Source organism: Paenochrobactrum pullorum (assembly GCF_041929845.1).
GTDB lineage: Bacteria > Pseudomonadota > Alphaproteobacteria > Rhizobiales > Rhizobiaceae > Paenochrobactrum > Paenochrobactrum pullorum.
In genome coordinates, this window is record NZ_JBHEEH010000001.1 from 160,833 (window position 1) to 184,070 (window position 23,238).

The 23,238-nt window shown below is 48.2% G+C and carries 29 protein-coding genes; 19 read left to right on the forward strand and 10 right to left on the reverse strand.

The features are described 5' to 3' along the window. Window positions 1-29 precede the first annotated feature (29 nt). The 4 genes from JNC77_RS00875 to dnaQ are packed head-to-tail and all read left to right on the forward strand — an operon-like array spanning window position 30 to window position 2,801. The gene (locus tag JNC77_RS00875) at window positions 30-629 is read left to right on the forward strand and encodes a Maf-like protein (protein WP_374828843.1); all 600 of its coding nucleotides are present in this window, start codon (window positions 30-32) and stop codon (window positions 627-629) included. Then, entirely contained in the window at window positions 622-1,473 is an 852-nt protein-coding gene (locus JNC77_RS00880) for a shikimate dehydrogenase (protein ID WP_374828844.1), read from the forward strand. Before JNC77_RS00875 ends, JNC77_RS00880 begins: the two co-directional genes overlap by 8 nt. 1 nt (window position 1,474) lies before the next feature. Next, a complete protein-coding gene (gene coaE, locus JNC77_RS00885; protein ID WP_374828845.1) occupies window positions 1,475-2,059 on the forward strand; it encodes a dephospho-CoA kinase in 585 nt (194 codons plus the stop codon). A gap of 37 nt (window positions 2,060-2,096) precedes the next feature. After that, the gene (gene dnaQ / locus JNC77_RS00890) at window positions 2,097-2,801 is read left to right on the forward strand and encodes a DNA polymerase III subunit epsilon (protein WP_374828846.1); all 705 of its coding nucleotides are present in this window, start codon (window positions 2,097-2,099) and stop codon (window positions 2,799-2,801) included. 70 nt (window positions 2,802-2,871) lie between these two features. Here dnaQ and secB read toward each other — a convergent pair whose 3' ends face one another. Both secB and JNC77_RS00900 read right to left on the reverse strand, forming a co-directional pair. Then, on the reverse strand, window positions 2,872-3,360 hold the full coding sequence (gene secB, locus JNC77_RS00895; protein WP_374828847.1) for a protein-export chaperone SecB: 489 nt from the start codon (window positions 3,358-3,360) through the stop codon (window positions 2,872-2,874). A 119-nt stretch (window positions 3,361-3,479) separates the two neighbouring features. Further along, window positions 3,480-3,992 carry an FxsA family protein gene (locus JNC77_RS00900; RefSeq protein WP_374828848.1) on the reverse strand — a complete coding sequence of 171 codons (513 nt, stop codon included), beginning with the start codon at window positions 3,990-3,992 and terminating at the stop codon, window positions 3,480-3,482. Between the two features lie 453 nt (window positions 3,993-4,445). Here JNC77_RS00900 and JNC77_RS00905 point away from each other — a divergent pair, with 453 nt between their 5' ends. The 3 genes from JNC77_RS00905 to JNC77_RS00915 all read left to right on the forward strand — a co-directional run bounded on the left by JNC77_RS00905 (window position 4,446) and on the right by JNC77_RS00915 (window position 6,307). Beyond that, the gene (locus JNC77_RS00905) at window positions 4,446-5,159 is read left to right on the forward strand and encodes a Tim44/TimA family putative adaptor protein (RefSeq protein ID WP_374828849.1); all 714 of its coding nucleotides are present in this window, start codon (window positions 4,446-4,448) and stop codon (window positions 5,157-5,159) included. Between the two features lie 168 nt (window positions 5,160-5,327). Further along, window positions 5,328-5,909, forward strand: coding sequence for a Smr/MutS family protein (locus JNC77_RS00910; protein ID WP_374828850.1), 582 nt, complete (start codon window positions 5,328-5,330; stop codon window positions 5,907-5,909). Beyond that, the gene (locus JNC77_RS00915; protein WP_374828851.1) at window positions 5,906-6,307 is read left to right on the forward strand and encodes a helix-turn-helix domain-containing protein; all 402 of its coding nucleotides are present in this window, start codon (window positions 5,906-5,908) and stop codon (window positions 6,305-6,307) included. The genes JNC77_RS00910 and JNC77_RS00915 overlap by 4 nt, the downstream gene beginning before the upstream one ends. 10 nt (window positions 6,308-6,317) lie before the next feature. On the opposite strand, the gene JNC77_RS00920 is transcribed toward JNC77_RS00915, so the two are convergent. The 3 genes from JNC77_RS00920 to hslV all read right to left on the reverse strand — a co-directional run bounded on the left by JNC77_RS00920 (window position 6,318) and on the right by hslV (window position 9,425). After that, complete coding sequence (locus tag JNC77_RS00920; protein WP_374828852.1) at window positions 6,318-7,298, reverse strand: DUF1402 family protein; 981 nt, start codon at window positions 7,296-7,298, stop codon at window positions 6,318-6,320. 148 nt (window positions 7,299-7,446) lie between these two features. Beyond that, entirely contained in the window at window positions 7,447-8,748 is a 1,302-nt protein-coding gene (hslU, locus tag JNC77_RS00925; protein ID WP_374828853.1) for an ATP-dependent protease ATPase subunit HslU, read from the reverse strand. A gap of 122 nt (window positions 8,749-8,870) precedes the next feature. Then, window positions 8,871-9,425: an ATP-dependent protease subunit HslV gene (gene hslV / locus JNC77_RS00930; RefSeq protein ID WP_374828854.1), complete on the reverse strand. Its 555-nt coding sequence runs from the start codon at window positions 9,423-9,425 to the stop codon at window positions 8,871-8,873. A gap of 301 nt (window positions 9,426-9,726) precedes the next feature. Here hslV and hisB point away from each other — a divergent pair, with 301 nt between their 5' ends. From hisB to coaA, 7 genes are read left to right on the forward strand one after another with little or no spacing between them, the layout of a single operon-like run. Next, complete coding sequence (gene hisB, locus JNC77_RS00935) at window positions 9,727-10,335, forward strand: imidazoleglycerol-phosphate dehydratase HisB (protein WP_374828855.1); 609 nt, start codon at window positions 9,727-9,729, stop codon at window positions 10,333-10,335. Between the two features lie 2 nt (window positions 10,336-10,337). Continuing rightward, a complete protein-coding gene (locus JNC77_RS00940) occupies window positions 10,338-10,841 on the forward strand; it encodes a DUF2628 domain-containing protein (RefSeq protein WP_374828856.1) in 504 nt (167 codons plus the stop codon). Further along, window positions 10,841-11,491: an imidazole glycerol phosphate synthase subunit HisH gene (hisH, locus tag JNC77_RS00945; RefSeq protein ID WP_374828857.1), complete on the forward strand. Its 651-nt coding sequence runs from the start codon at window positions 10,841-10,843 to the stop codon at window positions 11,489-11,491. Before JNC77_RS00940 ends, hisH begins: the two co-directional genes overlap by 1 nt. Further along, window positions 11,488-12,240: a 1-(5-phosphoribosyl)-5-[(5-phosphoribosylamino)methylideneamino]imidazole-4-carboxamide isomerase gene (hisA, locus tag JNC77_RS00950; RefSeq protein WP_374828858.1), complete on the forward strand. Its 753-nt coding sequence runs from the start codon at window positions 11,488-11,490 to the stop codon at window positions 12,238-12,240. The genes hisH and hisA overlap by 4 nt, the downstream gene beginning before the upstream one ends. Before the next feature lie 33 nt (window positions 12,241-12,273). Beyond that, entirely contained in the window at window positions 12,274-13,056 is a 783-nt protein-coding gene (gene hisF / locus JNC77_RS00955) for an imidazole glycerol phosphate synthase subunit HisF (protein ID WP_374828859.1), read from the forward strand. A 39-nt stretch (window positions 13,057-13,095) separates the two neighbouring features. Next, a complete protein-coding gene (locus JNC77_RS00960) occupies window positions 13,096-13,419 on the forward strand; it encodes a phosphoribosyl-ATP diphosphatase (protein ID WP_374828860.1) in 324 nt (107 codons plus the stop codon). Between the two features lie 12 nt (window positions 13,420-13,431). Next, complete coding sequence (coaA, locus tag JNC77_RS00965) at window positions 13,432-14,400, forward strand: type I pantothenate kinase (protein ID WP_374828861.1); 969 nt, start codon at window positions 13,432-13,434, stop codon at window positions 14,398-14,400. A 40-nt stretch (window positions 14,401-14,440) separates the two neighbouring features. Here coaA and JNC77_RS00970 read toward each other — a convergent pair whose 3' ends face one another. The 4 genes from JNC77_RS00970 to JNC77_RS00985 form a co-directional block, all read right to left on the reverse strand. Beyond that, entirely contained in the window at window positions 14,441-15,331 is an 891-nt protein-coding gene (locus JNC77_RS00970) for a ribokinase (protein ID WP_374828862.1), read from the reverse strand. 112 nt (window positions 15,332-15,443) lie between these two features. Next, a complete protein-coding gene (gene lysM / locus JNC77_RS00975) occupies window positions 15,444-15,893 on the reverse strand; it encodes a peptidoglycan-binding protein LysM (protein ID WP_374828863.1) in 450 nt (149 codons plus the stop codon). 144 nt (window positions 15,894-16,037) lie between these two features. Beyond that, window positions 16,038-16,475 (reverse strand): alternative ribosome rescue aminoacyl-tRNA hydrolase ArfB, encoded by a 438-nt coding sequence (arfB, locus tag JNC77_RS00980; protein WP_374830388.1) that lies wholly within the window; start codon window positions 16,473-16,475, stop codon window positions 16,038-16,040. Between the two features lie 93 nt (window positions 16,476-16,568). Continuing rightward, window positions 16,569-18,179, reverse strand: coding sequence for a phosphoenolpyruvate carboxykinase (locus JNC77_RS00985; RefSeq protein WP_374828864.1), 1,611 nt, complete (start codon window positions 18,177-18,179; stop codon window positions 16,569-16,571). 338 nt (window positions 18,180-18,517) lie between these two features. Here JNC77_RS00985 and JNC77_RS00990 point away from each other — a divergent pair, with 338 nt between their 5' ends. The 5 genes from JNC77_RS00990 to JNC77_RS01010 all read left to right on the forward strand — a co-directional run bounded on the left by JNC77_RS00990 (window position 18,518) and on the right by JNC77_RS01010 (window position 22,680). Beyond that, window positions 18,518-19,237, forward strand: a complete 720-nt coding sequence (locus JNC77_RS00990; protein WP_374828865.1) for a response regulator transcription factor — start codon at window positions 18,518-18,520, stop codon at window positions 19,235-19,237. Between the two features lie 133 nt (window positions 19,238-19,370). Continuing rightward, entirely contained in the window at window positions 19,371-21,158 is a 1,788-nt protein-coding gene (locus tag JNC77_RS00995) for a sensor histidine kinase (RefSeq protein WP_374828866.1), read from the forward strand. After that, entirely contained in the window at window positions 21,158-21,616 is a 459-nt protein-coding gene (locus JNC77_RS01000) for an HPr kinase/phosphorylase (protein WP_374828867.1), read from the forward strand. Before JNC77_RS00995 ends, JNC77_RS01000 begins: the two co-directional genes overlap by 1 nt. A gap of 343 nt (window positions 21,617-21,959) precedes the next feature. Beyond that, the gene (locus tag JNC77_RS01005; RefSeq protein WP_374828868.1) at window positions 21,960-22,361 is read left to right on the forward strand and encodes a PTS sugar transporter subunit IIA; all 402 of its coding nucleotides are present in this window, start codon (window positions 21,960-21,962) and stop codon (window positions 22,359-22,361) included. A 4-nt stretch (window positions 22,362-22,365) separates the two neighbouring features. Then, complete coding sequence (locus JNC77_RS01010; RefSeq protein WP_374828869.1) at window positions 22,366-22,680, forward strand: HPr family phosphocarrier protein; 315 nt, start codon at window positions 22,366-22,368, stop codon at window positions 22,678-22,680. A gap of 40 nt (window positions 22,681-22,720) precedes the next feature. On the opposite strand, the gene JNC77_RS01015 is transcribed toward JNC77_RS01010, so the two are convergent. Next, window positions 22,721-23,218 (reverse strand): Lrp/AsnC family transcriptional regulator, encoded by a 498-nt coding sequence (locus tag JNC77_RS01015; protein ID WP_374828870.1) that lies wholly within the window; start codon window positions 23,216-23,218, stop codon window positions 22,721-22,723. Window positions 23,219-23,238 lie beyond the last annotated feature (20 nt).

A 23,238-nucleotide genomic window follows, 5' to 3' on the forward strand; every position in this document is an offset into this window, starting at 1 on the left:
TAAAGACTGTTCAAGAAATGAGATCAACAGTGACCACTTCCCTTATCTTAGCGTCTAAAAGTCCGTTCAGGGCGCAGCTTCTCAATAATTCCGGTCTGATATTTGGTACGGAAAATGCCGATATTGACGAGCGCGCAGTCGAAGCGCCGCTTTATCGTTCGGGTGCGACCCCTGAAGATGTGGCTGTCGTGCTGGCAGAAGCAAAAGCTTTAGCTGTAAGTGCAAAATATCCCGATGCGATCATTATCGGTTGTGACCAGACCTTATCTCTGAGCGACGAAATTTTTCATAAATCCACTAATCTGGAAGAAGCAGGTAATAACCTTTTAAAACTTTCCGGCAAAACCCATCAGTTGAACAGCGGTATCGTGCTGGTCAAAAATGGCGAAACAATTTGGCGCCATGTTTCAATTGCTTATATGACCATGCGTCATTTGAAACCTGAATTCATCGGGCGCTATCTGGGGCGTGTAGGTGATATCGCATTATCAAGTGTCGGCGCTTATCAGGTGGAAGGCGAAGGCATTCAATTGTTTGAAAAAATTGAAGGCGATTATTTCACCATCATTGGCCTGCCTTTGTTGCCGCTGTTGCAAAAATTACGCGAAGAAAGTTTGATTGATGGTTGAAAAAAAACAAGCCTTTGTAACCGGCTATCCGATTAAACATTCACGCTCGCCGCTCATTCATGGATTTTGGCTGCGGGAATATGATTTGCAAGGCTCGTATCAGGCCAGGGAAGTGGCACCCGAAGACTTTGCTGCTTTTGCAACAACACTGAATGCACAAGGTCTGGTTGGCGGCAATGTCACCCTGCCTCATAAGGAAGAGGCTTTTAAGCTGTGTGCCAAACTGGATGATGCAGCCAAAGCCATTGGTGCGGTCAATACGCTTTGGCTGGAAGATGGTGTGCTTTGCGGCAGCAATACCGATGCTTATGGTTTTGCTGCCAATCTGGATGCACAGGCGCCTGATTGGGACAAAGCAGACATAGCTCTTATTTTAGGCGCAGGCGGTGCTTCACGTGCCATTATCCATGCATTGAAAGAGCGTGGTTTCAAAACCATTTATATTGTAAACAGAACTTTGGCGCGTGCGGAAGAATTGGCCAGACATTTCAAAAGCGATGATGTTGCAATTTCTGCTCATGAATGGGCAGATGCAGACACCCTCGTGCAATCGGCTGGTCTGATCGTTAATACAACGTCGCTTGGTATGAGCGGACATGGCCACGAAGATGACTTTCCGCTTGATCTGACACAAGCCAAGCCACATGCCTTGGCAACGGATATTGTTTATGTTCCACTGGAAACAGGGTTTTTGAAAAAGGCAGAGGCAGCCGGATTAAAAACTGCGGATGGATTGGGTATGCTGCTGCATCAGGCAGTGCCGGGTTTTGAGCGTTGGTTTGGTGTGCGCCCACGGGTAACAGAGGCTTTGCGTGCACATATTTTAGAGGATATGGCAAAATAAAATGATCATTGTCGGTCTGACCGGTTCTATCGGAATGGGTAAATCCACCGCTGCCAAAATGTTTGAGAAGGCTGGTGTGCCGGTTTATGATGCTGATGAAACGGTGCACCGGCTCTATGCCGGTCGAGCCAGCCCGCTGATTGAGCAGGCTTTTCCGGGCACAGTGATTGACGGTATGGTTGACCGTAAAAAACTGTCGCAGGCAGTGCTCAATGATAGCCAGGCTATGAAAAAGCTTGAATCAATTGTGCATCCATTGGTGCATGAAGAAGAAAGCATGTTTCTGGAACAGGCAAAATTTGATCGCGAGCCGATGGTGGTGCTTGATATTCCGCTACTTTTCGAGGCGGGAGGTAAAGATCGGGTGGATTGCATTGTGGTCGTGAGTGCTCCGGCCGATGTTCAGCTTAAACGTGTGCTGGCCAGAGAAGGTATGACGGTTGAAAAATTTGAATCTATTTTGAGCCGGCAGCTGAGTGATGACGAAAAGCGTGCAAAAGCTGATTTTATCATTGATAGCAATGTTAGTTTTGAGGCTATGCAGCAGCAGATTAATGCAATCATCGCACAATTGAGCAATGGTTGAGGCACAAATAAAGTTTGGCAAAAAGGCATAAATGAAAATGCGTGAAATCGTTTTCGATACTGAAACCACGGGTCTTTCCCGTGTGGACGATCGGGTTATTGAAATCGGCGGCGTGGAAATGGTCAATCGTTTCCTCACCGGTCGCACATTTCATGTCTATATTAACCCGCAAGGCAAAGAAGTGCATCCGGATGCATTGGCTGTGCATGGTATCAGCAATGAACAGCTTTTAGATAAGCCGGTTTTTGCCGATATAGCGGATGATTTTCTTGCATTTTTTGAGGGTGCCAAACTGGTCGCGCATAATGCGATGTTTGACCTTGGTTTTATTAATGCGGAATTGGATCGTTTGGGGCGCGAGCCGATCGGTACCGACCGGATAGTAGATACATTAGCACTGGCCCGCCGGCGTAATCCGATGGGGCCCAATACGCTTGATGCGCTTTGCCGTCGTTATGGCATTGATAACAGCCACCGCACATTGCACGGCGCCTTGCTTGACTCTGAAATTTTGGCCGAAGTTTATATCGAGTTGATCGGCGGTAAACAGACGGCGCTTGGTTTAAACAGTGACAGAGGTCAGGAAAATAGCAACCAATCGGGTTCTGGCCAAAAAGTTCAATTGGTTAAACGCCCCTCACCTTTGGCTCCAAGGATAAGCGAGACTGAAAAATCAGCCCATGATGCTTTGGTGGCCAAAATGGGTGATAAAGCGATCTGGAAAAAATATATGTCCGGTTAAAACCGGATAAAGTTCAATAAAAAGCCCGGATGTTTATCCGGGCCTTTTTATGTTTGAGTTTTAAAACTGATTAGCTTTTAACGGCGTTTTTAGCCTGTTCTTCAGCCATGCGCTGCTGGAACATCTGAGCAAAATCGATAGGGTCGATCATCAGTGGCGGGAAGCCGCCATTACGGGTTGCATCAGCAATGATCTGACGGGCAAACGGGAACAGCAGGCGCGGGCATTCAATGAACAACAGCGGCAGAACATGTTCCTGCGGGATGCCCTGAATACGGAATACACCACCATAAACCAGTTCTGCATTGAACAGAACGTCTTTATCGTCGGTTGCTTTGGCGGTCAGGGTCAGCACAACATCAAAATCGTCCTGCGCAATCGGGTTGGCATTGACGTTGACATTGATGCTGATTGCAGGGGCTTTTTCACGCGGACGCAGTGACATCGGCGCGCCCGGGCTTTCGAATGAAAGATCCTTGATATATTGAGCCAGAATATTCAGTGATGGCTCAACAGCTGGATTAGCCGAACCGTTTCCATTCGTCGCTTCATTTGCCATTTTCAAAAAAACCTTTTTTTGTTTGAGCGGGATCCTGAATGTCCCGAATTCAGTTCAGTTGGCTAGCATGTGTTTCTCTATGAGGCAAGAAACTGCTTTAAATCTTGAAGCTTCAAGCTTCATTTATCCTGATTATTTGGTCGCCATGGTGAATTCGGATCAGGTTTACTGGAAAAATCTTCAGGATCGAGATCAATGATATTGTCATCATTAGATCTGTCGCTGTAATTTGTATGATTGGTGTAACTGCCGGCATTTGTATAAGTTCCGGCAACAACCATTTTACCGCGTAAAAAACGGTTCCAGACAAAATCGCGCACAGGCGGCATGAAAAGCAGCAAGCCAAAAGCACTGGTGACAAATCCCGGTACGATCAAAAGAATGGCCGCCATTACCAGCATGGCGCCATGCACAACTTCACGATCAGGAACACGACCGGCAGCTGTTTCTGAGCGGATGCGCTGTAACAGACTGAAACCTTGGATACGCAGCAGAAAAAAGCCCAGTATAGCGCTCAAAATCAGCAGGCCGATGGTTGCCAATACACCCACATGGCTTCCGACAATGATAAAACCTGCAATCTCGACAAAAGGTAACGCCAGTAAGAGAAGCGGTGCATAGGAAGATGGCATTGAGAAAAGGCCTTTCACTTGCCTGAGGTTTTTGCGTTGTTTGCGCTTACATGAATTTTATTATCCACATTGATGCGGCAGTATTGCGGTTAAAATGCTATATTTGCAGCTTTTGCGCTTGAAATATATGCATTTGCAACGAAATACATATAAGATACATGGCATAAATGAGCTTCATGCGGTTACAGATAGGTATGCGGGGTCTGAATTTGAATGTTTAGCTTGCGCAATCTATATGTTTTTTGAATACAAGCGCATCCCAAAAAGTGCGTAGCGGTTTTTGGAATAAGATGCGCGGTGAGAATGAGCCGCATCCCAAAAAGTGCGTAGCGGTTTTTGGATCAGATGCATCAAATGAACTGAACAGAGCATTTTATTAATTATGAATGCTTCAGGTGAAATTCAGATCCGGTTATGCTAGAGTGAAGCACGGATCCTAACATGGCGCAGGGTATGGAATTTTTTGATTTTGGCACAATTTTCTTCTTGATCGCAGCTGTTGTGATTTTCTTCCAGCTGAGAAATGTTCTTGGCACCCGCACAGGCAATGAAAAACCGCCCCTTGATCCTTATACAACGCAAAAACCGGCAGATGCAGCACAGCCGCAAAATGGCGATGATGCAGATAATGTGATTTCATTGCCGCGCAAAGCCGGTGCTGAACAGCCGGTTAAAGATTTTCGTTCCATTGATGCTGTGGCGCCGGTTGGTTCACCTATCAATGATAAGTTGCGTGCCATCCGCGCCATGGATGTTTCATTTGATCCAAAAACTTTCATTAAAGGCTTAAAGCTTGCGCATGAAATGATTGTGATGGGATATGCTGACGGCGATCGTAAATTGCTGAAAAACCTTCTTTCCAAAGAAGTGTATGACGGCTTTGTTTCAGCGATTGATGAGCGTGAAAAGCGCGGTGAAAAACAGCGCTCCACTTATATCGGTGTGGAAAAAGCTGACATCACAGCAGTGGAAATCAAAGGTTCGGAAGCCCATATTACAGTTTCGCTGTTAAGTCAGATGATTACTTCCACTTTGGATAAACAAGATAATGTTATCGATGGTGATCCGGAAGCTGTTATTGAAGTGAAGGATCTTTGGACATTTGCGCGTGATTTGAAATCGCGCGATCCAAACTGGCGTTTGGTGGCAACCGAGGCAGAGGACTAAGGGTCTTTCTGCTTTTAGCAACCTTAATCTTTTGTGATCCGGATTCGGACAAGTGTTGTATAAAATAAAATTTGGATTTTCCGGGCAGTCAGTGCTGCCCGGGTGTTTATTTCTCAAAGAATTTATAACGGCTTTCGCCGTTTTTTTGCGTTGTAAGGAGCATTGAAGATGGCTCCTAAAAATTATTTACGCGCAGAAGACCGGATTTTATGGGAAACGGTTGCCAAAACCGCTTTGCCTATTTCCGGCAAACATCACCTGAAATCGGCAATGGATGATTTTGACTTGTGGGAACAGGAAGTGGCCCCCAAATCAAAGCCATCGGCTGCACCTCAGTTTAAAAAGCTTGCTGTATTTAAGGAAGATGCAAAGCCTGTTGTCGTAAAACCAAAACAGCAAGAGATTTATCCGCTCGATAAACCAACGCATCGCAAGATTGCAAAAGGACGGCTTAATATTGATGCAAGGATAGACCTGCACGGGCTAACGCAGCGCGAGGCGTATAATTTATTATACGGTTTTTTGGCGGATGCTCATGCCAGAGGTTTGCGTCATGTGTTGATTATCACCGGCAAGGGGCGATCTTACGGCAGTGAAGGCGTGCTGAAACAAGTGGTACCGCATTGGTTTTCGACGCCGATTTTTCGGTTGCTGGTCAGTGCTTATGAAGATGCGGCACATCATCATGGCGGGCATGGTGCGCTTTATGTGCGATTGCGTCGCGCCGTTTCAACGGGGTTATCCCTATGACCCCTTTTGGCCAACGGTTGAGGGAGTTGCGCGAAAAGCGTGGCGTAAGCCAAAAGGAAATGGCGGAAGCTTTGCGCGTTTCTGCGGCCTATTTGTCGGCACTTGAGCATGGGCGGCGCGGTGCGCCCACATGGGACATGTTGCAACGTATCATCACCTATTTCAATATCATTTGGGATGAAGCGGAAGAACTGCAGCAATTAGCGAAAATTTCGCATCCGCGTGTGGTGATTGATACGGCTGGTTTGAGCCCGCAAGCCACCGAACTTGCCAATTTATTATCTAAAAATATTCGTATTCTGGATCGTGAGACGATCAAAATTATGACTGAACAGATTGATGCGGCGCGCAAGCGCCGCCGCAATAAATCAATCCGTCACGGTTTGACTGTCATTTAAAGTTTGACTGTTATTTAAAAAAAGCTTTCAGCTCATCCAGTTTGGTATTAACGAGCCAGCCATAATAATTTTCCTGTGGCATCAAAGCTGGTTGTCCTGCTGCTTTGCGATTTTTATTGGTTTGTGCCAAGGCGCGTGCGCGGTCATCAGCGCCACCGGTATTATATAAGGTAGCAGTCAGACCCGGATTTTTTGAAATATCAAAACCGGCAATTTGACGATAAGAGGTGATCGATTGTTTAATGGTCGCTGCAATATATGGCAGGGTCAAATCCGGATCCATAATAGTTTTATAGATGGTGGTGCCATCTTCGGCGCGCAGTTTCGGCAAGCCTGATACACGGTTGACCATGTCGGACATTTGCAGCGCGGTCAGCGGGTTGATCTGTCCAAGGCCAAAGGTTTGGCCTGCATAAAATGGCTGGAAGAAGACAGCGCTGAAACGATTGTTCGGGTAAGATTTACCATCAAGTTTTTTGCCGCGGAATTTTGCATTCCAAACATCTTCGCGGCACCCCCAAAGTGTGTAGCTGTCTTTAAAGCGCTCACAGCCGGCAAATTCGGGGCGTTTGATAAAATTGGCAATGCTTTCGCCATTATAGGCGAAATCCACACCCTGATTTACATAGGACATTGCCTTCACATAATAGGTCTGTAAACGGTCATAAACATCCACATTATAGGTATGTTCGCCGACAATCGCGCCAACAATATGGATCGGATCAATGCCGTATGCTGATGCGTTAGCGCGGATTTTTGAGCGCAACGATGCATCATTTTTGAGCAATGTATAGATTTTCTGGTATTTCTTTTCGTAAGTGGTGCTCAGTTCTTTGGTGCGTTTAGCAGAAGCACCCGGAATGGCCGGCTGCTGCGCATTGCGGTTGCCGGTTGGCACAACGGTGGCGCTATAAGCTGGTTGGCTGAGAACTGGGCTTGCAAGCACTACGGACAGGCAAATGCCGGCGATGAGGTTCAGTCGGCTAATCATATTGCTGTAACGTGCCTCGGTAAGTGAAAGAATACGAATATAAGTTGTGCGGAAAATAAAAAATCCCCCCGCACAAGTCGAGGGGATTTTTCAAATTCTTAATTAACTATTGCGAACGTGTCTTTCCGGTCACTTATATTCACATTAATCATAGGATAAAGCGTGAAAGATCGGTGTTCTTGGCCAGATCGCCAACCATTTTACGCACATAATCAGCATCCACCGTGAAAGATGATCCGGATTTATCCGGTGCGGCAAACGAAATTTCATCCAGCACACGTTCCATCACTGTCTGCAAACGCCGCGCACCGATATTTTCAACTGTTGCATTAAGATCAACGGCAATATCAGCTAAAGCATCAATTGCATCATCGGTGATGTCGAGTTTGACTTCTTCAGTTGCCATCAAAGCAATATATTGTTTGATGAGGCTCACTTCGGTTTCGGTCAAAATGCGACGCAGATCCTCACGGGTCAGTGCGCTGAGTTCAACGCGGATCGGCAGACGACCCTGCAATTCAGGCAACAGGTCGGATGGCTTGGAAACGTGGAAAGCACCCGATGCGATGAAAAGAATATGATCGGTTTTCACCGGCCCATATTTGGTTGAAACGGTTGTTCCTTCCACCAGTGGCAACAGATCCCGCTGCACACCTTCACGCGAAACACCGGCACCCGAGCCGCCTTCGCGGGCGATCTTGTCGATCTCGTCGAGGAAGACAATACCGTCATTTTCGGTTGCTTTGAGTGCCTCCTGAATAACCTGATCCTGATCCAGCAGCTTGTCGGATTCATCGGTTATCAACAATGCATAAGAGTTTTTAACACTGGTTTTGCGTTGTTTGGTACGGCCGCCCATGGCTTTGCCAAGCATGTCGCTCAAATTCAGCACGCCGATATTGGCGCCCGGCATGCCCGGAATTTCAAAATTGTTGGATGAGCCGTTGTCGGCCACCTCAATTTCGATTTCTTTGTCGTCCAATTCGCCATCACGCAATTTCTTGCGGAAGCTGTCACGGGTGGCAGGGCTTGCAGTTTTACCAACCAATGCATCGAGTACGCGTTCTTCGGCATTGATGTGGGCTTTGGCTTTGACCTCTTCGCGCTTTTTCTCGCGCACAAGACCGATAGCGGCTTCAACCAGATCACGAATGATCTGTTCGACGTCACGCCCGACATAGCCGACTTCGGTAAATTTGGTGGCTTCGACCTTGATGAAAGGCGCACCGGCCAATTTGGCAAGACGACGGGAGATTTCGGTTTTACCAACGCCGGTTGGTCCGATCATCAGGATGTTTTTTGGCATCACTTCTTCGCGCATCTGGCCGTCAAGCTGCTGACGTCTCCAGCGATTGCGTAAAGCAATGGCGACGGCGCGCTTGGCGTCGTTCTGGCCAATAATGTAGCGATCAAGTTCAGAAACAATTTCACGCGGTGAAAAATTTGACATTATTTTTATAATCCATCGGCCGTTACCTGAATAAATTGAAAGGGCAAAAACGGCTTTCCTGTGAGCTGATTGGATGATGAGAGGCGATCTTCGCCTCTCGGTTGCTCTTAAAATGTGAGCGCTTATTTCGCGTCGAGCGATTCCACCAGAATGCTATGATTGGTATAGATGCAGATATCTGCAGCAATATTCATAGCTTTGAGGGCAATTTCTTCTGCGTCAAGATCGGTATCAATAAGTGCTCTGGCAGCAGCCAGCGCATAATTGCCACCCGAGCCAATGGCCATTACGCCATGTTCCGGCTCCAGCACGTCACCGGTGCCGGTGAGTGCCAAAGTCACATTGGCATCGGCCACCAGCATCATGGCTTCTAATTTCCGCAAATAGCGGTCGGTACGCCAGTCCTTTGCAAGTTCCACACATGCACGCATCAATTGGTCAGGATATTGCTCAAGCTTGGCTTCCAGTCGCTCCAGCAGGGTAAAAGCATCAGCCGTTGCACCGGCAAAACCGGCAATCACATTGCCTTTGCTCAAGCGGCGCACTTTACGCGCATTGCCTTTCATAACGGTATTGCCAAGCGAGACCTGCCCGTCACCGGCGATGACGACTTTGTCGCCTTTGCGCACGGTTACGATTGTGGTGCCATAAATGGTTGTGGGATTATGATTGATCATGGATACTCCTTAGGCGACCGCTCAGATTCCTGTTTACTCAGGCAATCATGGCGACCCCGACCGATCTTAGCTGATCCTGAATATGTGACGCGGTGATACGATTTACAAGAAATCACCCGCACTTCATTTTGGTTTTATGTATGAAATTGACAAAGAAATGCAAATAATAAGGCGGTGTGGCGCAATAAATTAAGCCAATTGATGGCCGCACCCCATCAAAGCATTTGGAAAAAGGCGCAACCTGTTCTAGAACGCTGGCAATAAATGCCTATGGGGCCAATATATACATATGGGAAAAGATATGGTTTCTGACAGCGCACGCAAAACAAGTATTGAACGTTCCACCAACGAAACCGGAATTGCTGTTTCGGTGAATTTGGACGGAACCGGCCAATTTGATATTCAAACCGGCGTTGGTTTCTTCGACCACATGCTTGATCAGCTGTCACGACATTCCCTGATTGATATGCATATCCGCACCAAAGGCGATACGCATATTGATGACCACCATACAGTTGAAGATACCGGCATTGCATTGGGCAAAGCCGTGGCTGAAGCTTTGGGCGAGCGCCGCGGTATTGTGCGATATGCCTCGCTTGATCTGGCAATGGATGAAACTTTGACCCGCGCCGCTTTGGATGTGTCGGGACGCCCTTTCCTCGTTTGGGATGTGCCGTTCAATGCGCCGAAGATCGGCACTTTCGACACCGAGCTGGTGCAGGAGTTTTTTCAGGCTTTCGCTATGAATGCAGGCATCACGCTGCATGTTAAAAACCATTACGGCAGCAATAACCATCATATTGCCGAAACTGTTTTTAAAGCAGTGGCGCGCGCTTTACGGGTTGCTATTGAAACTGATCCGCGCCAAAAAAATGCGATACCTTCAACCAAGGGCACTTTAAAAGGTTAGTCATGGCAAGCTTTGTCGTTCTGGAACCAGAAGGCTTAAACGAAAAGGTACAGGTGGACGCTACTGTCATAGTACGTGACGGCTTTGCGCTCTTCGCGCTGATTGTGCCTTTTTTCTGGCTCTTGTCCAAACGGCTTTGGCTGGAAGCATTTGTCGTGTTGGCGGCAACACTTGCCATTGGCAGTGCGGCGACAACACAATTTGCGCCCGCTGTTCCATTTCTGATTTTTCTTGTTTCTGTGCTGGTGGCACTCGAAGGCAATAATTGGCGGATCGCCAAATTGCGCCGTCGCGGCTTTGTTGAAAAGGCTGTGATTGATGCCAATGATTTAGGCGAAGCGGAAATCCGCTATTTCGTCGATCATGCAAATTTGTGTCAACAGCCGCAGAGTGGCGGTTCAGTGACAGAAACAACCAATCAGCAAAGACAGTTGAAGTCCCCTCCCCAATTCCCTCATATCGGTTCACAGATTGGTCTTGTGAGTCACCGCGGAGATAATTCTTAATGCGTGTTGCCATTATTGATTACGGATCAGGCAATCTGCGCTCCGTTGCCAAAGCATTTGAACGTGCCGGCAATGATGTGCATCCTTCTATTGAAATTGACGTGACATCAGACGCGCATCGTGTGGCGCATGCCGATTATATTGTGTTGCCGGGTGTTGGCGCTTATGCCGATTGTAAACATGGGCTTTCACTCGTGCCGGATATGATCGAAACATTGCAGAAAACGGTAGTTGAGCAGGCACGCCCCTTCCTCGGCATTTGTGTCGGCATGCAATTGATGGCAGAGCGTGGCCTTGAAAAGCAAGTGACTGAAGGCCTTGGCTGGATTGCCGGTGATGTGCGTGAAATCAAAGTTTCAGACCCGAGTTTAAAAATTCCCCAGATCGGCTGGAATAAGATTCACGTGAAACATTCCCATCCCCTCTTTGCGAATATCGCAACCGGCGATGATGGATTGCACGCCTATTACGTCCATTCTTACATGCTGGATGCTAAAAATCCTGAGGATGTTTTGGCCACAAGTGAGTATGGCGAAACAATCACCGCTGCGGTAGCGCGCGATAATATGGCTGGAACGCAGTTCCATCCGGAAAAAAGTCAGGCACTCGGACTGGCTTTGATTGCTAATTTCTTGAAGTGGAAGCCATGATTTTATTTCCTGCGATTGATCTTAAAGAAGGCGAATGCGTCCGTTTGAAACTGGGCGATATGGATCAGGCGACGGTCTATAATCAGGACCCTGCCGCACAGGCCAAAGCATTTGAAGATCAGGGTTTTGAATGGCTGCATGTGGTTGATCTCAACGGCGCCTTCGCCGGTGAAAGTGTTAATGGTGCGGCGGTTGATGCGATTTTGAAAGCCACCAAAAATCCGGTGCAGCTCGGTGGTGGTATCCGCTCATTGCAGCATATCGAAAACTGGCTTTTGCGCGGGCTATCACGCGTCATTTTAGGCACGGTTGCGGTGCGTGATCCGGCTCTTGTCATCGAAGCCTGTAAAGAGTTTCCGGGCAAAGTGGCTGTCGGCATTGACGCCAAAGGCGGCAAAGTCGCGGTTGAAGGTTGGGCGGAAGCCTCCGAACTTGGCGTGATTGAACTGGCGCAGAAGTTTGAAGGCGCCGGTGTGGCGGCAATCATTTACACTGATATTGACCGTGACGGTATTCTGGCTGGTATTAATTGGGAGTCAACTCTCAGCCTTGCAGATGAGGTTTCCATTCCGGTAATTGCATCCGGAGGCTTGGCTTCGATGCAGGATATTGAACGCATGACTATGCCCGATGCGCGCAAGCTTGAAGGTGCCATTTCAGGACGTGCGCTTTATGATGGCCGCATTGATCCGGCACAGGCACTTGCTTTGTTGAAAGCAGCCCGCCTTGAAGTGGCAAGTCGTGGCTAAAAATAAAATAATCTCGCCGAATGGGGGCTTAGAATGCTGAAAGCACGTGTTATTCCTTGTCTGGACGTGAAAGACGGACGCGTTGTCAAAGGCGTCAATTTTGTTGATCTGATTGATGCCGGTGATCCGGTGGAAGCGGCTAAAGCTTATGATGCGGCCGGAGCCGACGAATTGTGCTTTCTCGATATTACGGCAACCTCCGACAATCGTGATACGATTTTTGATGTGGTTTCGCGCACCGCTGAACAATGCTTCATGCCGCTCACTGTTGGTGGTGGCGTGCGGGCTGTTGGCGATATTCGCAAATTATTGCTGGCGGGTGCCGACAAAGTTTCCATCAATACAGCGGCGGTAAAAAATCCGGACTTTGTCGCAGAAGCTGCCGACAAATTCGGCAACCAATGTATTGTCGTGGCGATTGATGCGAAAAAAGTGTCGAGCGCCAATGAAACAGATCGATGGGAAATTTTCACGCATGGCGGGCGTGAACGTACCGGCATTGATGCGATCGAATTTGCGCAGAAAATGGCTGATTTGGGTGCAGGTGAAATTCTTCTCACCTCGATGGATCGTGACGGTACCAAAGCTGGTTATGACATTGCGCTGACCCGTGCGGTGGCTGACAGCGTAAGGGTGCCGGTGATTGCATCGGGTGGCGTTGGTACGCTTGATCATATGGTGGAAGGTATTCGTGACGGTCATGCTGCGGCGGTGCTGGCGGCCTCCATTTTCCATTTTGGCACTTATACGATTGAAGAAGCAAAACGCACCCTGGCAGATGCCGGAATTCCTGTGCGCCTTGATCCTTTGCAATAATAAAAAACTGATGAGCGGGAACAGCTCCGGAGAAAAACGATGAGCAGATTTACCCTTGAAGCGCTGGAAACCATTATTGCCGAGCGCGCCGCCAGCACGGATGGTTCGTCCTATACAGCTTCTTTAATGCGTAAAGGCCAACCGAAAGCCAGCCAAAAGCTTGGCGAAGAAGCGGTGGAAACGATCATTGCAGCGCTTGCTGGTGATAAGTCGGAAGTCGTGTCTGAAAGTGCGGATCTTCTCTATCACCTTTTGGTGGTGTGGAAAATTGCCGGTGTTTCTTTGGATGATGTTTTGGCCGAGCTTCAGCGCCGCACATCGCAAACGGGTCTTGAGGAAAAAGCTGCACGCGGCAACGCATAAGGACGCGCTCTCATGTGGGAAAAAGTGGATCAGCTTGCACCCGGACAATATTCGCCTTATCGCCTGTTTTCCGCCAATGAGTGGTCGGAATTTCGTGCGGATACGCCCCTCACCCTGACGGCTGATGAGGTTAAACGGCTGCGCTCTTTAGGTGATCCGATTGATCTGGATGAAGTGCGCCATATTTATCTGTCGCTGTCGCGTTTGTTGTCGGCGCATGTGGAAGCAAGCCAGCTGCTGTTTCAACAGCGCAAGCAATTCCTCAATATGGATGATACGTTTAAAACACCGTTCATCATCGGTATTGCCGGTTCTGTGGCGGTGGGTAAATCGACCACAGCGCGTATCCTGAAGGAATTGTTGGCACGCTGGCCTTCGAGTCCGAAAGTTGATCTCGTCACCACTGACGGCTTTCTATATCCCAATGAAGTGCTGCGTGAGCATAATATGATGGATCGCAAAGGCTTTCCGGAAAGTTATGATGTGGGCGCAGTTTTACGCTTTTTGTCGGCTATCAAAGCAGGCATCGGGCAGGTACGCGCACCACTTTATTCGCACCTGACTTATGATGTATTGGCGGATGAATATATCACCATTGATAAACCGGATATTCTGATTTTCGAAGGCATCAATGTGTTGCAGGTTCGTGACCTGCCGGAAGACGGCAAGATGGTGCCGTTCGTATCCGACTTCTTTGATTTTTCCATTTATATTGATGCGGAAACCGACCAGATTCATAAATGGTATATTGATCGGTTTATGAGCTTGCGTGAGACAGCTTTCCAAAATCCGAAGTCTTTCTTTCACCGTTATTCACAGCTGTCGGAAACCACAGCGCGTTCTATCGGTGAAGGGCTGTGGGAAAATATCAACCTGATCAATTTGCGGGAAAATATTCTGCCGACACGGCCTCGTGCAGATCTGATCTTGCGTAAAGGCAATGATCACCTGATTGAAGAAGTCGCTTTAAGAAAGATTTGAAAATAAAAAAGTCCGGCCTGTTGAGCCGGACTTTTTAGTTTTAAGCCATGTGATTGGCGATAAACTGGTCTGTCTCTTGGGCGCGCGGGATCGTTTGCTGGCTGCCTCTGCGCGTACAGGCAATGGCCGCAGCAACAGATGCACGTTCCATGGCTGCGCCAAGTTTCAAACCTTTGTCGAGGGCTGAGGCCAGCACACCAACAAAACAATCACCAGCTCCGGTGGTGTCTTTGACATCCACGGCCACGGTTTTCATTTGAATGAGTTGACCGTCCATAAACGCTTCGGCTCCCTCGCCGCCCAGTGTGCGTAAAATGCCGGTGTTGAGATGGGTTGAAAGGCTTTTAGCGTCAGGCGGACAATCAAGCCATTGGCCAAGTGCTTCCGCTTCATCTTCATTGACGACAATTAGACCGCATAGCGACAACACATCTTCTGGCAAGCGATAGGCTGGTGCCAGATTGAGTATCGCCAGCGCTTTAGTTGCATTGGTGCGACGGATGAGCTTCTCGACCTCTTCCGGTTTGTTTTCCATCTGCATCAAAACGATATTGGCGTTTTTCAGATATGCGTCTTCAATCACAGCCGAGGAAGCGTGTAAATTTGCACCTGATGCCACCGCAATCATATTATTGCCGTGGCTGTCGGTATAAACGGAAGCACAACCGGTTGGCGCTGCAAGACGCTCAACACGGCTGATATTGGCGAATTTTTCCAGATTACTGAGGCCTATCTGCGCGAGCGCATCTGTGCCCACTGCCCCATACATTAAAACCTCAGCGCCATCACGCGCCGCAGCCAAAGCTTGGTTGCCGCCCTTGCCACCTGCCTCTGTGTGGAAATCATTGGCCAGTAATGTTTGGCCCGCACGCGGCATTTCGGTTAGCTGAAACATGAAGTCCACATTGATCGAACCAAAGGTAATGATCATAATATGTCTCCGGTTTTATATTCTTAACCTAAGGTGGCATAAAAAAGCCCCACCGAAATTTCAGACTATAAGTCTTTCGGTGGAGCCTTTCATTTAAAATATATAATAAATTCTAGTCGAGCTCAGGAATACGAAGCACCTGACCCGGATAGATTTTGTCGGGCGAGGTCAGCATCGGTTTGTTAGCTTCAAAGATAATATTGTTTTTAGCGCCTTTGCCTTTACCATATTGTGCTTCGGCGATTTTCCAAAGATTGTCTCCTTTTTTCACGGTATAGAAAACAGGCTCTTTATCGCCGGCTGCACCATCGACGGTGAGCTCCGAGGCTTCCACTTTCGAAACACCGAGCGAGTTACCCACAGCGATAATAGCTTTTTCAAAAGCGGATTGGTCTTTGACAGTACCCTTCAGCACGGCTTTATCACCATCAACCACAACCTGCACATCTTCGGTGCCGAGCTTGTGAGAGTCCAATTCCTTTTTCAGATCATCTGCTTTTGGCTCATCTTCGCCAAAGCCAAGCTTGGTGCCCACAGACTTAACAAAATCGAAAATACCCATCAAAGTAGCTCCTCGTTACAGTTGTGCCGGAAGTGTAGTGCGGAAATTGCAGCTGTCCAAGAAAATAAGTCAAATTGGCAGGAAACTTATTCTAAAAGACGATGATGGCGAATTGTGACACAGGTTTTTGTCAGAAATATTCGATTAGTCAAAATTAACTTTGCCGCGCATTTTCTTGACATCAGAACGCCCCGCTTTTTGTTTCAGGCGGCGCTCAACCGAGCCTTTGGTGGGCTTGGTTTTTCGCCTTGGCGGTGGCGGTGGTACGGCGGCCTCGGCAATCAGCGCGATCATTTTTTCACGCGCATCAAGACGGTTGCGTTCCTGTAAACGAAAGCGGCTTGCTTCAATCAGAATATCCCCGTCTTTGGTGGCGCGCTGTCCGGCAAGCTTGATGAGGCGCTCCAGCACATCTTGCTCCAGTCCCGCTTGTGCGGCCAAAAACCGCAACTGCACAGCGGTGGAAACTTTATTGACGTTCTGTCCGCCCGGTCCTGACGACCGGATAAAGCTTTCTTCCAGATCATTTTCATGAATATGGATGCGGTGATTGATGCGGATGCGGTTTTTATTCTCTTCCATGGGCACGATATTACACGAAAAACAGGTTAAAATCAGCATGAAAAAACCCGACTTTTTCAAGCCGGGTTTTTCAAATTCAGATATTTAAAGCGCTTATTCAGCGGCCGTCCGGGTTGCAGGTGCAGCAGAGCGCACATCGCTGTCCACATGGGCTTCAAACTTTTCAAAAGCCTTGATGAACATATCAACGAGTTTGGCTGCCTGTTTGTCATAGGAGGCTTTATCTGCCCATGTGGAACGCGGGTTGAGAATTGCACTATCCACACCTGGCACAGCAACAGGAACTTCAAAGCCGAAGTTTTCGTCGGTGCGGAATTCAACCGAGTTTAGCGAACCATCAAGTGCCGAGCTCAGCAATGCACGGGTAGCTTTAATCGGCATACGGTTTCCGGTGCCGTAAGCACCGCCTGTCCAACCGGTATTAACCAGCCAGCAATCCACATTGTGTTCAGCAATCAATGCGCGCAGCAGATTGCCGTATTCCGATGGATGGCGCGGCATGAAAGGCGCACCAAAGCAGGTTGAAAACGTTGCTTCCGGTTCGGTCACGCCTTTTTCGGTGCCTGCAACTTTAGCGGTGTAGCCGGACAGGAAGTGATACATCGCCTGTGCCGGTGTCAGCTTGGCAATTGGAGGCATAACACCAAAAGCATCAGCAGTAAGCATGATGATGTTCTTAGGCTGACCGCCCTTGCCTGTCTTGCTTGCATTTGGGATGAAGTTCAGCGGATAGGCGCAACGGGTGTTTTCGGTCAGTGTTCCATCGTCGAAATCAGGCTGACGGTTATCATCCAGCACAACATTTTCAAGCACTGTGCCGAAACGCTGGGTGGTCGCGTAAATTTCCGGTTCTGCTTCTGCCGACAGACGGATGGTTTTGGCATAGCAGCCGCCTTCAAAGTTGAAGATGCCGTCTTTGCCCCAGCCATGTTCGTCATCACCAATCAATGTGCGGCTATGATCAGCCGACAAAGTCGTTTTACCGGTGCCGGAAAGACCAAAGAAAATGGCAGTGTCGCCGTCTTTGCCTTCATTGGCCGAGCAATGCATTGGCATAACGCCCTTGGCAGGCAAAAGATAGTTAAGAGCGGTGAAAACAGATTTCTTCATTTCGCCGGCATAAGATGTGCCGCCGATGAGAACGATTTTGCGGGTCAGATCCACTGCAATCACGGTTTCCGTGCGGCAGCCATAGCGCGCAGGGTCAGCCTTGAAGGACGGCAGATCAATGATGGTCATCTGCGGAACGTAAGTGCTAAGATCACTTTCCTCAGGACGGATGAGCAGATTGCGGATGAACAAAGAATGCCATGCAAATTCTGTAATCACACGTGCATTGATGGAATTGTCTTTGTCTGCGCCGCCGATCAGATCCTGTACAAACAGTTCTTTGCCTTTGGCGTGTTCGATGAAATCGGCATGAAGCAGGTCAAAGGCTTCCGGTGTCATCGGCTTGTTGTTGTCCCACCAAACCTGATCTTCGGTATTGGCATCACGGACAACAAATTTGTCTTTAGGTGAGCGGCCGGTGTGCTGGCCGGTGCGGGCAACGATTGCGCCCTGCGCAGTCAATTCTGCTTCACCACGACGGATTGATTCTTCATAAAGCTTCGCCGGTCCAAAATTATAATAGACTGCAGAGAGCTCCTTCAGTCCTGAAGTGGCAATGGAAGCGGCGGTATTGTGGATGCCGATCTCGCTCATAGTATCTCCGCGATCTGTTTAAAAATTATTGAACACTGCCGGTGTTTGTCATCTTGCTTTCACCGGCGCGATGCGAGTCCAAAACATTTTAAATAAAATAATTCAAATGTTTAATCGATTTAAAAAAATTTAAAAATTTTTAAATCGGTTAGAACGGACTATCAGGGTTGTTTTTTGGAAAAAATCACAACCAAAGATTGTTTTCAGCTGTGGAAGACTTATTTACGGACAGAAAATGCCTTTGCCACATTTTGTACCTAATTTGTACTGCACAAGCGCAAAGAATTATAGTAGTTTTGACATCTGCTGATTTGCTTAAATCAAGGAAAGGCGACCGTATGAAGGAAGTATCCGCAACACAAACGATTGCTCTGGTCGATGATGATCGTAATATTCTGACCTCCGTTTCAATTGCTTTGGAGTCAGAGGGCTATCGTGTTGAGACTTATACGGATGGTGCCTCGGCACTTGATGGTCTGACGGCGCGGCCGCCAAATCTTGCTATCTTCGATATTAAAATGCCGCGTATGGATGGAATGGAATTACTGCGCCGTTTGCGTCAGAAATCCGATCTGCCGGTTATCTTTCTCACTTCCAAAGATGATGAGATTGATGAGCTGTTCGGCCTTAAAATGGGTGCGGATGATTTTATTACCAAGCCGTTTTCGCAACGTTTGCTGGTGGAACGCGTAAAAGCGGTGCTGCGCCGTGTGGCAGCGCGTGACGGTACGGCCAAGTCAAGCGGCCAGCAGGCTCGTTCCCTTGAGCGCGGCCAGTTGGTGATGGATCAGGAGCGCCATACATGCACATGGAAAGGGGAACCGGTTATATTGACTGTGACCGAATTCCTCATTCTGCATTCTTTGGCGCAGCGTCCGGGCGTGGTTAAAAGCCGTGATGCCTTGATGGATGCCGCTTATGACGAACAGGTCTATGTGGATGATCGTACCATCGACAGCCATATCAAGCGTCTGCGTAAGAAATTTAAGCAGGTTGACGACAGTTTCGAGATGATTGAAACGCTTTATGGGGTTGGCTATCGCTTCCGCGAAGCTTAAATTATCGCAGAATTTTCATTTGTGAGCCAAAATCCGAAAGGCGATAAAGCAGCTTATGGTCGTTCAGGCGCCAAACGCGTCCCCAGATGCGTCTAATGAAGTGGACAAAAAACCAGACACGCGCAGAGAGCGTATGGCACGGCGCCAACGCTCGTTGTTTCTGCGTCGTCTGCTTGCGCCTGTGCGTAAATTGCTTGGCAATTATCTCTTTTCCAGTTTGACACGTCGTATCCTGTTCCTCAATCTGGCTGCCTTGGCCGTACTGGTTTCAGGGATTCTTTATATGAACCAGTTTCGTGACGGTTTGGTTGATGCCAAAGTGGAAAGTTTGAAAACGCAGGGCGAGATTATCGCCGGTGCGATTGCAGCTTCCGCTACGGTTGAAACCAATTCCATCATGATTGATCCGGAAGTGCTGCTGGAATTGCAGGCCGGACAAAGTACCAATCCGGCGTCTGATTCCATTGAAAACTGGGAATTTCCGATCAATCCGGAGCGTGTGGCACCTTTGCTGCGCCGTCTGATCTCACCGGTTAATACGCGTGCGCGTATTTATGATCGCGGTTCGAACCTATTGCTTGATTCACGCCATCTTTATTTCCGTGGTCAGGTTTTCCGTTATGATCTGCCCCCGCTTGATGAAGAAGAAAAAACATGGACTGAGCGTGCACGCGGCTGGATTTGGCGTTTGTTTTATGGTGGTGGTTTACCGTTGGATCATGAGCAACCCGGTGGTAATGGCTCGATCTATCCTGAAATTAAAGCCGCCATGGAAGGGGTTCCGCAATCCGCACAGCGCCGTAATGAGAAAGGCGAACTGGTGGTGTCGGTAGCAATTCCGATCCAGCGTTTCCGCGCGGTGTTGGGCGTTTTGTTATTATCCACAGAGGGTGGGGATATCGACAAGATCGTGCAAGGCGAGCGTAACGCGATTTTTCGCGTTTTCGGTGTCGTTTCTGCGGTGATGGTTATCTTGTCGCTGTTTCTGGCATATGCGATTGCCAATCCTTTGCGTAAACTTGCGGCGGCCGCCGACCGTGTACGTCATGGGGTGAAAACCCGTGTGGAAATTCCCGATTATTCCGAACGTCAGGATGAGATCGGCCACTTGTCCACATCCATCCGCGATATGATGGATGCGCTTTATACCCGTATTGAAGCGATCGAAAGTTTTGCAGCTGATGTCAGTCACGAGTTGAAAAACCCGCTGACCTCTCTGCGTAGTGCTGTGGAAACACTGCCGCTCGCCAAAACAGATGAATCGCGCAAACGTCTGCTGGATGTGATCGAGCATGATGTGCGCCGTCTTGACCGTCTGATTACCGATATTTCCGATGCATCGCGTCTGGATGCAGAACTGGCGCGTGAACATACCGATATTGTCGATGTGAAAGTGCTGCTGGAGAATATTGTGCAGGCCGCGCAAGGCGTGCGCCGTAATAAACGTGGCACGGCAATTGAATTTCATGTCGGCAAGAAACCAGCCGGTAAAAAAGGCTTTGGCGTTGCCGGCCATGATCTGCGACTTGGGCAGGTGATTTCCAACCTGATTGAAAATGCGCGTTCTTTTGTGCCGGAAGAGACCGGTAAAATCATCGTGCATCTGACAAGCCTTGGTCAGCGAGTACAGATAATCGTTGAGGATAACGGGCCAGGTATCCCGATTGAAAATATCGAACGTATTTTCGAGCGTTTCTATACGGACCGCCCATCCAATGAAGCCTTTGGCCAAAATTCCGGTTTGGGTCTTTCGATCAGCCGTCAGATCATTGAAGCACATGGCGGTACTTTGATTGCTGAAAATATCTATAGCGATGAAAAAGAACCGAAGAAAAGCGGTAAAGCAGCCAAAGCGACAATGCAGGCTGAGCCGGAAATCATTGGTGCCCGTTTTATCGTTGATCTACCCTTGGCAAGCTGATGGATAAAAGTGGTATCCACGCCTCAACAGTTGAAGTGAATGGCCGCGGCGTCATGTTTTTAGGCGCTTCGGGTGCCGGTAAAACTGAGCTGGTGCTGACATTGATAGAGCGTGCTGCTGCACGTGGTGAGAACGCCTTGCTGGTGGCTGATGACCGAACGCTAATCAGACGTGAAGGTGACGCCATCATCGCTGGTGTTCCCGAGCAATTGGCCGGCGGCATTGAGATCCGTGGTGCGGGTCTATTTAGGCACCCCTTTAAAAATGATACGAAACTTGCACTGGTTGTCAGACTTGTTCAAGCTGAAATGGCGGATCGTTTTCCTGAAGGGCATCAATGGCATTTCGAAGGAGTGGACATTCCTTGTTTGCACTTGCGTGCACTGAGTACAGGCGCTGATTCGCTGACGATTGCCCGTGCAGTTGAAGCAACTTTGTTTTACGAGCCATGGCCGTAAAACGCTTGGCTTGAATATATCGTGCATAAGTCTATATTATATATGCGTGATGTGGAAAATATTGACTATAAAAGTATAGTTTATAAAATTATTTAAAAACAACAGTTTAAAAAGATATTTTGTAATTTTCGTTATTTTTATAAATGGTTTTCAAGCTGAAGACTGCGGCATTTTGTTTTTATTGGCTTTTTGCGAATAATTTTCACTTGATATCAATAATTGCCCTGCCAAGATATGTGTCCTATTTGCTAAACGATGTGCATCAGGATTGCTAAAGCCTTATTAGCGGGCAATTTTACTGTTTAGGCAGTAAATGGCAGGCCAGAACGGGAGCAGTTAAACAATGATCGGACTCGTGCTTGTTACGCACGGCAGATTGGCCGAAGAGTTTTTATATGCCGTTGTGCATGTTGTCGGCCAGCAGGATAATTTTGAAACTGTTTGCATCGGCCCTGATGATGATATGGAACAGCGTCGGCAGGATATTGTTGATGCGGTAAAACGCGCTGATACAGGTCATGGTGTTATTATCTTGACTGATATGTTCGGCGGTACCCCTTCCAATCTGGCAATTTCTGTGATGGAAGCTGGCAAGGTGGAAGTGATAGCCGGTGTGAATTTACCTATGTTGATCAAATTGAGCAGCATGCGTATATCAGGTGATATGAAACTGGCATTGAACGAGGCACAGGATGCCGGACGTAAATATATCAATGTAGCCAGTCAGGTTCTGACAGGAAAATAACTTTATGCATGTGAGCGTGCCGGTAACTGGCGACTATAATCCCGATGAGGCTCTGACGCGCTCTCTTGAGATTATCAATATGCGCGGGCTTCATGCGCGCGCCTCTGCCAAATTCGTCCAGACTGTGGATAGTTTCAATGCTCATGTGCGTGTTGAAAAAGACGGCATGTCGGTGGGCGGTACATCAATCATGGGCTTGATGATGTTGGCAGCCTCACCAGGTTGTTCTATTCAGGTCAGCGCTTGCGGCGAAGAAGCACAACAAGTACTGGATGCATTGACTGCGCTAATAGGTAATAAATTCGGCGAAGACGCCTGATTTCACGCCCATTATATATAGCCTGATTTTTGTCCAGTTATTACAGGCTGTCTGGATAAACCCTGACCGGACGATTATCCTTGACTGATTCCATCACCACAAAAGTGGATGTGCTGGCGACATTGGGCAGGCTGGAGATTTTTTCACCCAGCACAATGCGATAACGGCGGATATCCGGTGTTCGAATTTTCAAAAGATAATCAAATGAACTGGCGATCATGTGGCATTCTTCCACTTCGCGGATTTTGCGCACGGCTATGTTAAATTCCTGCAATGCTTTTTCGCGGGTATCGGATAATTTCACGGTCGTAAAGGCAATATGGTCAAGGCCGAGCTTTTCCGGATCAATGGCGGCGCGGAAGCCTTGAATATAGCCCTCATCCACCAAGCGTTTCAATCGTGTCTGGCACGGTGTTTTGGAAAGGCCGATTTGTTTGGCAAGTTCGGTGACGGCAATGCGTCCATCTTGGCTTAAAATTTCCAAAATCCGCATATCGAACAAATCCAAATTGCCTGTTTTAGCGATTTTTTCAGTCATTCTGGCTCGGATTCCGTTCG

Coding starts and splice junctions, on each gene's coding strand:
- hslU (WP_374828853.1), bottom strand. CDS start 8,748: ATGTCAAATTTTTCACCGCGTGAAATTGTTTCTGAACTTGATCGCTAC.
- JNC77_RS00970 (WP_374828862.1), bottom strand. CDS start 15,331: ATGATCATTACCTTTGGTTCGATCAATGTGGACTTCATGTTTCAGCTA.
- JNC77_RS00985 (WP_374828864.1), bottom strand. CDS start 18,179: ATGAGCGAGATCGGCATCCACAATACCGCCGCTTCCATTGCCACTTCA.
- JNC77_RS01010 (WP_374828869.1), top strand. CDS start 22,366: ATGCATGTGAGCGTGCCGGTAACTGGCGACTATAATCCCGATGAGGCT.
- coaA (WP_374828861.1), top strand. CDS start 13,432: ATGTGGGAAAAAGTGGATCAGCTTGCACCCGGACAATATTCGCCTTAT.
- hisB (WP_374828855.1), top strand. CDS start 9,727: ATGGTTTCTGACAGCGCACGCAAAACAAGTATTGAACGTTCCACCAAC.
- JNC77_RS00900 (WP_374828848.1), bottom strand. CDS start 3,992: ATGCCATCTTCCTATGCACCGCTTCTCTTACTGGCGTTACCTTTTGTC.
- hisH (WP_374828857.1), top strand. CDS start 10,841: ATGCGTGTTGCCATTATTGATTACGGATCAGGCAATCTGCGCTCCGTT.
- JNC77_RS00990 (WP_374828865.1), top strand. CDS start 18,518: ATGAAGGAAGTATCCGCAACACAAACGATTGCTCTGGTCGATGATGAT.
- hisF (WP_374828859.1), top strand. CDS start 12,274: ATGCTGAAAGCACGTGTTATTCCTTGTCTGGACGTGAAAGACGGACGC.
- JNC77_RS01015 (WP_374828870.1), bottom strand. CDS start 23,218: ATGACTGAAAAAATCGCTAAAACAGGCAATTTGGATTTGTTCGATATG.
- arfB (WP_374830388.1), bottom strand. CDS start 16,475: ATGGAAGAGAATAAAAACCGCATCCGCATCAATCACCGCATCCATATT.
- JNC77_RS00920 (WP_374828852.1), bottom strand. CDS start 7,298: ATGATTAGCCGACTGAACCTCATCGCCGGCATTTGCCTGTCCGTAGTG.
- JNC77_RS00880 (WP_374828844.1), top strand. CDS start 622: ATGGTTGAAAAAAAACAAGCCTTTGTAACCGGCTATCCGATTAAACAT.
- dnaQ (WP_374828846.1), top strand. CDS start 2,097: ATGCGTGAAATCGTTTTCGATACTGAAACCACGGGTCTTTCCCGTGTG.
- hslV (WP_374828854.1), bottom strand. CDS start 9,425: ATGATCAATCATAATCCCACAACCATTTATGGCACCACAATCGTAACC.
- secB (WP_374828847.1), bottom strand. CDS start 3,360: ATGGCAAATGAAGCGACGAATGGAAACGGTTCGGCTAATCCAGCTGTT.
- JNC77_RS00910 (WP_374828850.1), top strand. CDS start 5,328: ATGGCTCCTAAAAATTATTTACGCGCAGAAGACCGGATTTTATGGGAA.
- coaE (WP_374828845.1), top strand. CDS start 1,475: ATGATCATTGTCGGTCTGACCGGTTCTATCGGAATGGGTAAATCCACC.
- JNC77_RS01005 (WP_374828868.1), top strand. CDS start 21,960: ATGATCGGACTCGTGCTTGTTACGCACGGCAGATTGGCCGAAGAGTTT.
- JNC77_RS00940 (WP_374828856.1), top strand. CDS start 10,338: ATGGCAAGCTTTGTCGTTCTGGAACCAGAAGGCTTAAACGAAAAGGTA.
- hisA (WP_374828858.1), top strand. CDS start 11,488: ATGATTTTATTTCCTGCGATTGATCTTAAAGAAGGCGAATGCGTCCGT.
- JNC77_RS00960 (WP_374828860.1), top strand. CDS start 13,096: ATGAGCAGATTTACCCTTGAAGCGCTGGAAACCATTATTGCCGAGCGC.
- lysM (WP_374828863.1), bottom strand. CDS start 15,893: ATGGGTATTTTCGATTTTGTTAAGTCTGTGGGCACCAAGCTTGGCTTT.
- JNC77_RS00915 (WP_374828851.1), top strand. CDS start 5,906: ATGACCCCTTTTGGCCAACGGTTGAGGGAGTTGCGCGAAAAGCGTGGC.
- JNC77_RS00905 (WP_374828849.1), top strand. CDS start 4,446: ATGGAATTTTTTGATTTTGGCACAATTTTCTTCTTGATCGCAGCTGTT.
- JNC77_RS00995 (WP_374828866.1), top strand. CDS start 19,371: ATGGCACGGCGCCAACGCTCGTTGTTTCTGCGTCGTCTGCTTGCGCCT.
- JNC77_RS01000 (WP_374828867.1), top strand. CDS start 21,158: ATGGATAAAAGTGGTATCCACGCCTCAACAGTTGAAGTGAATGGCCGC.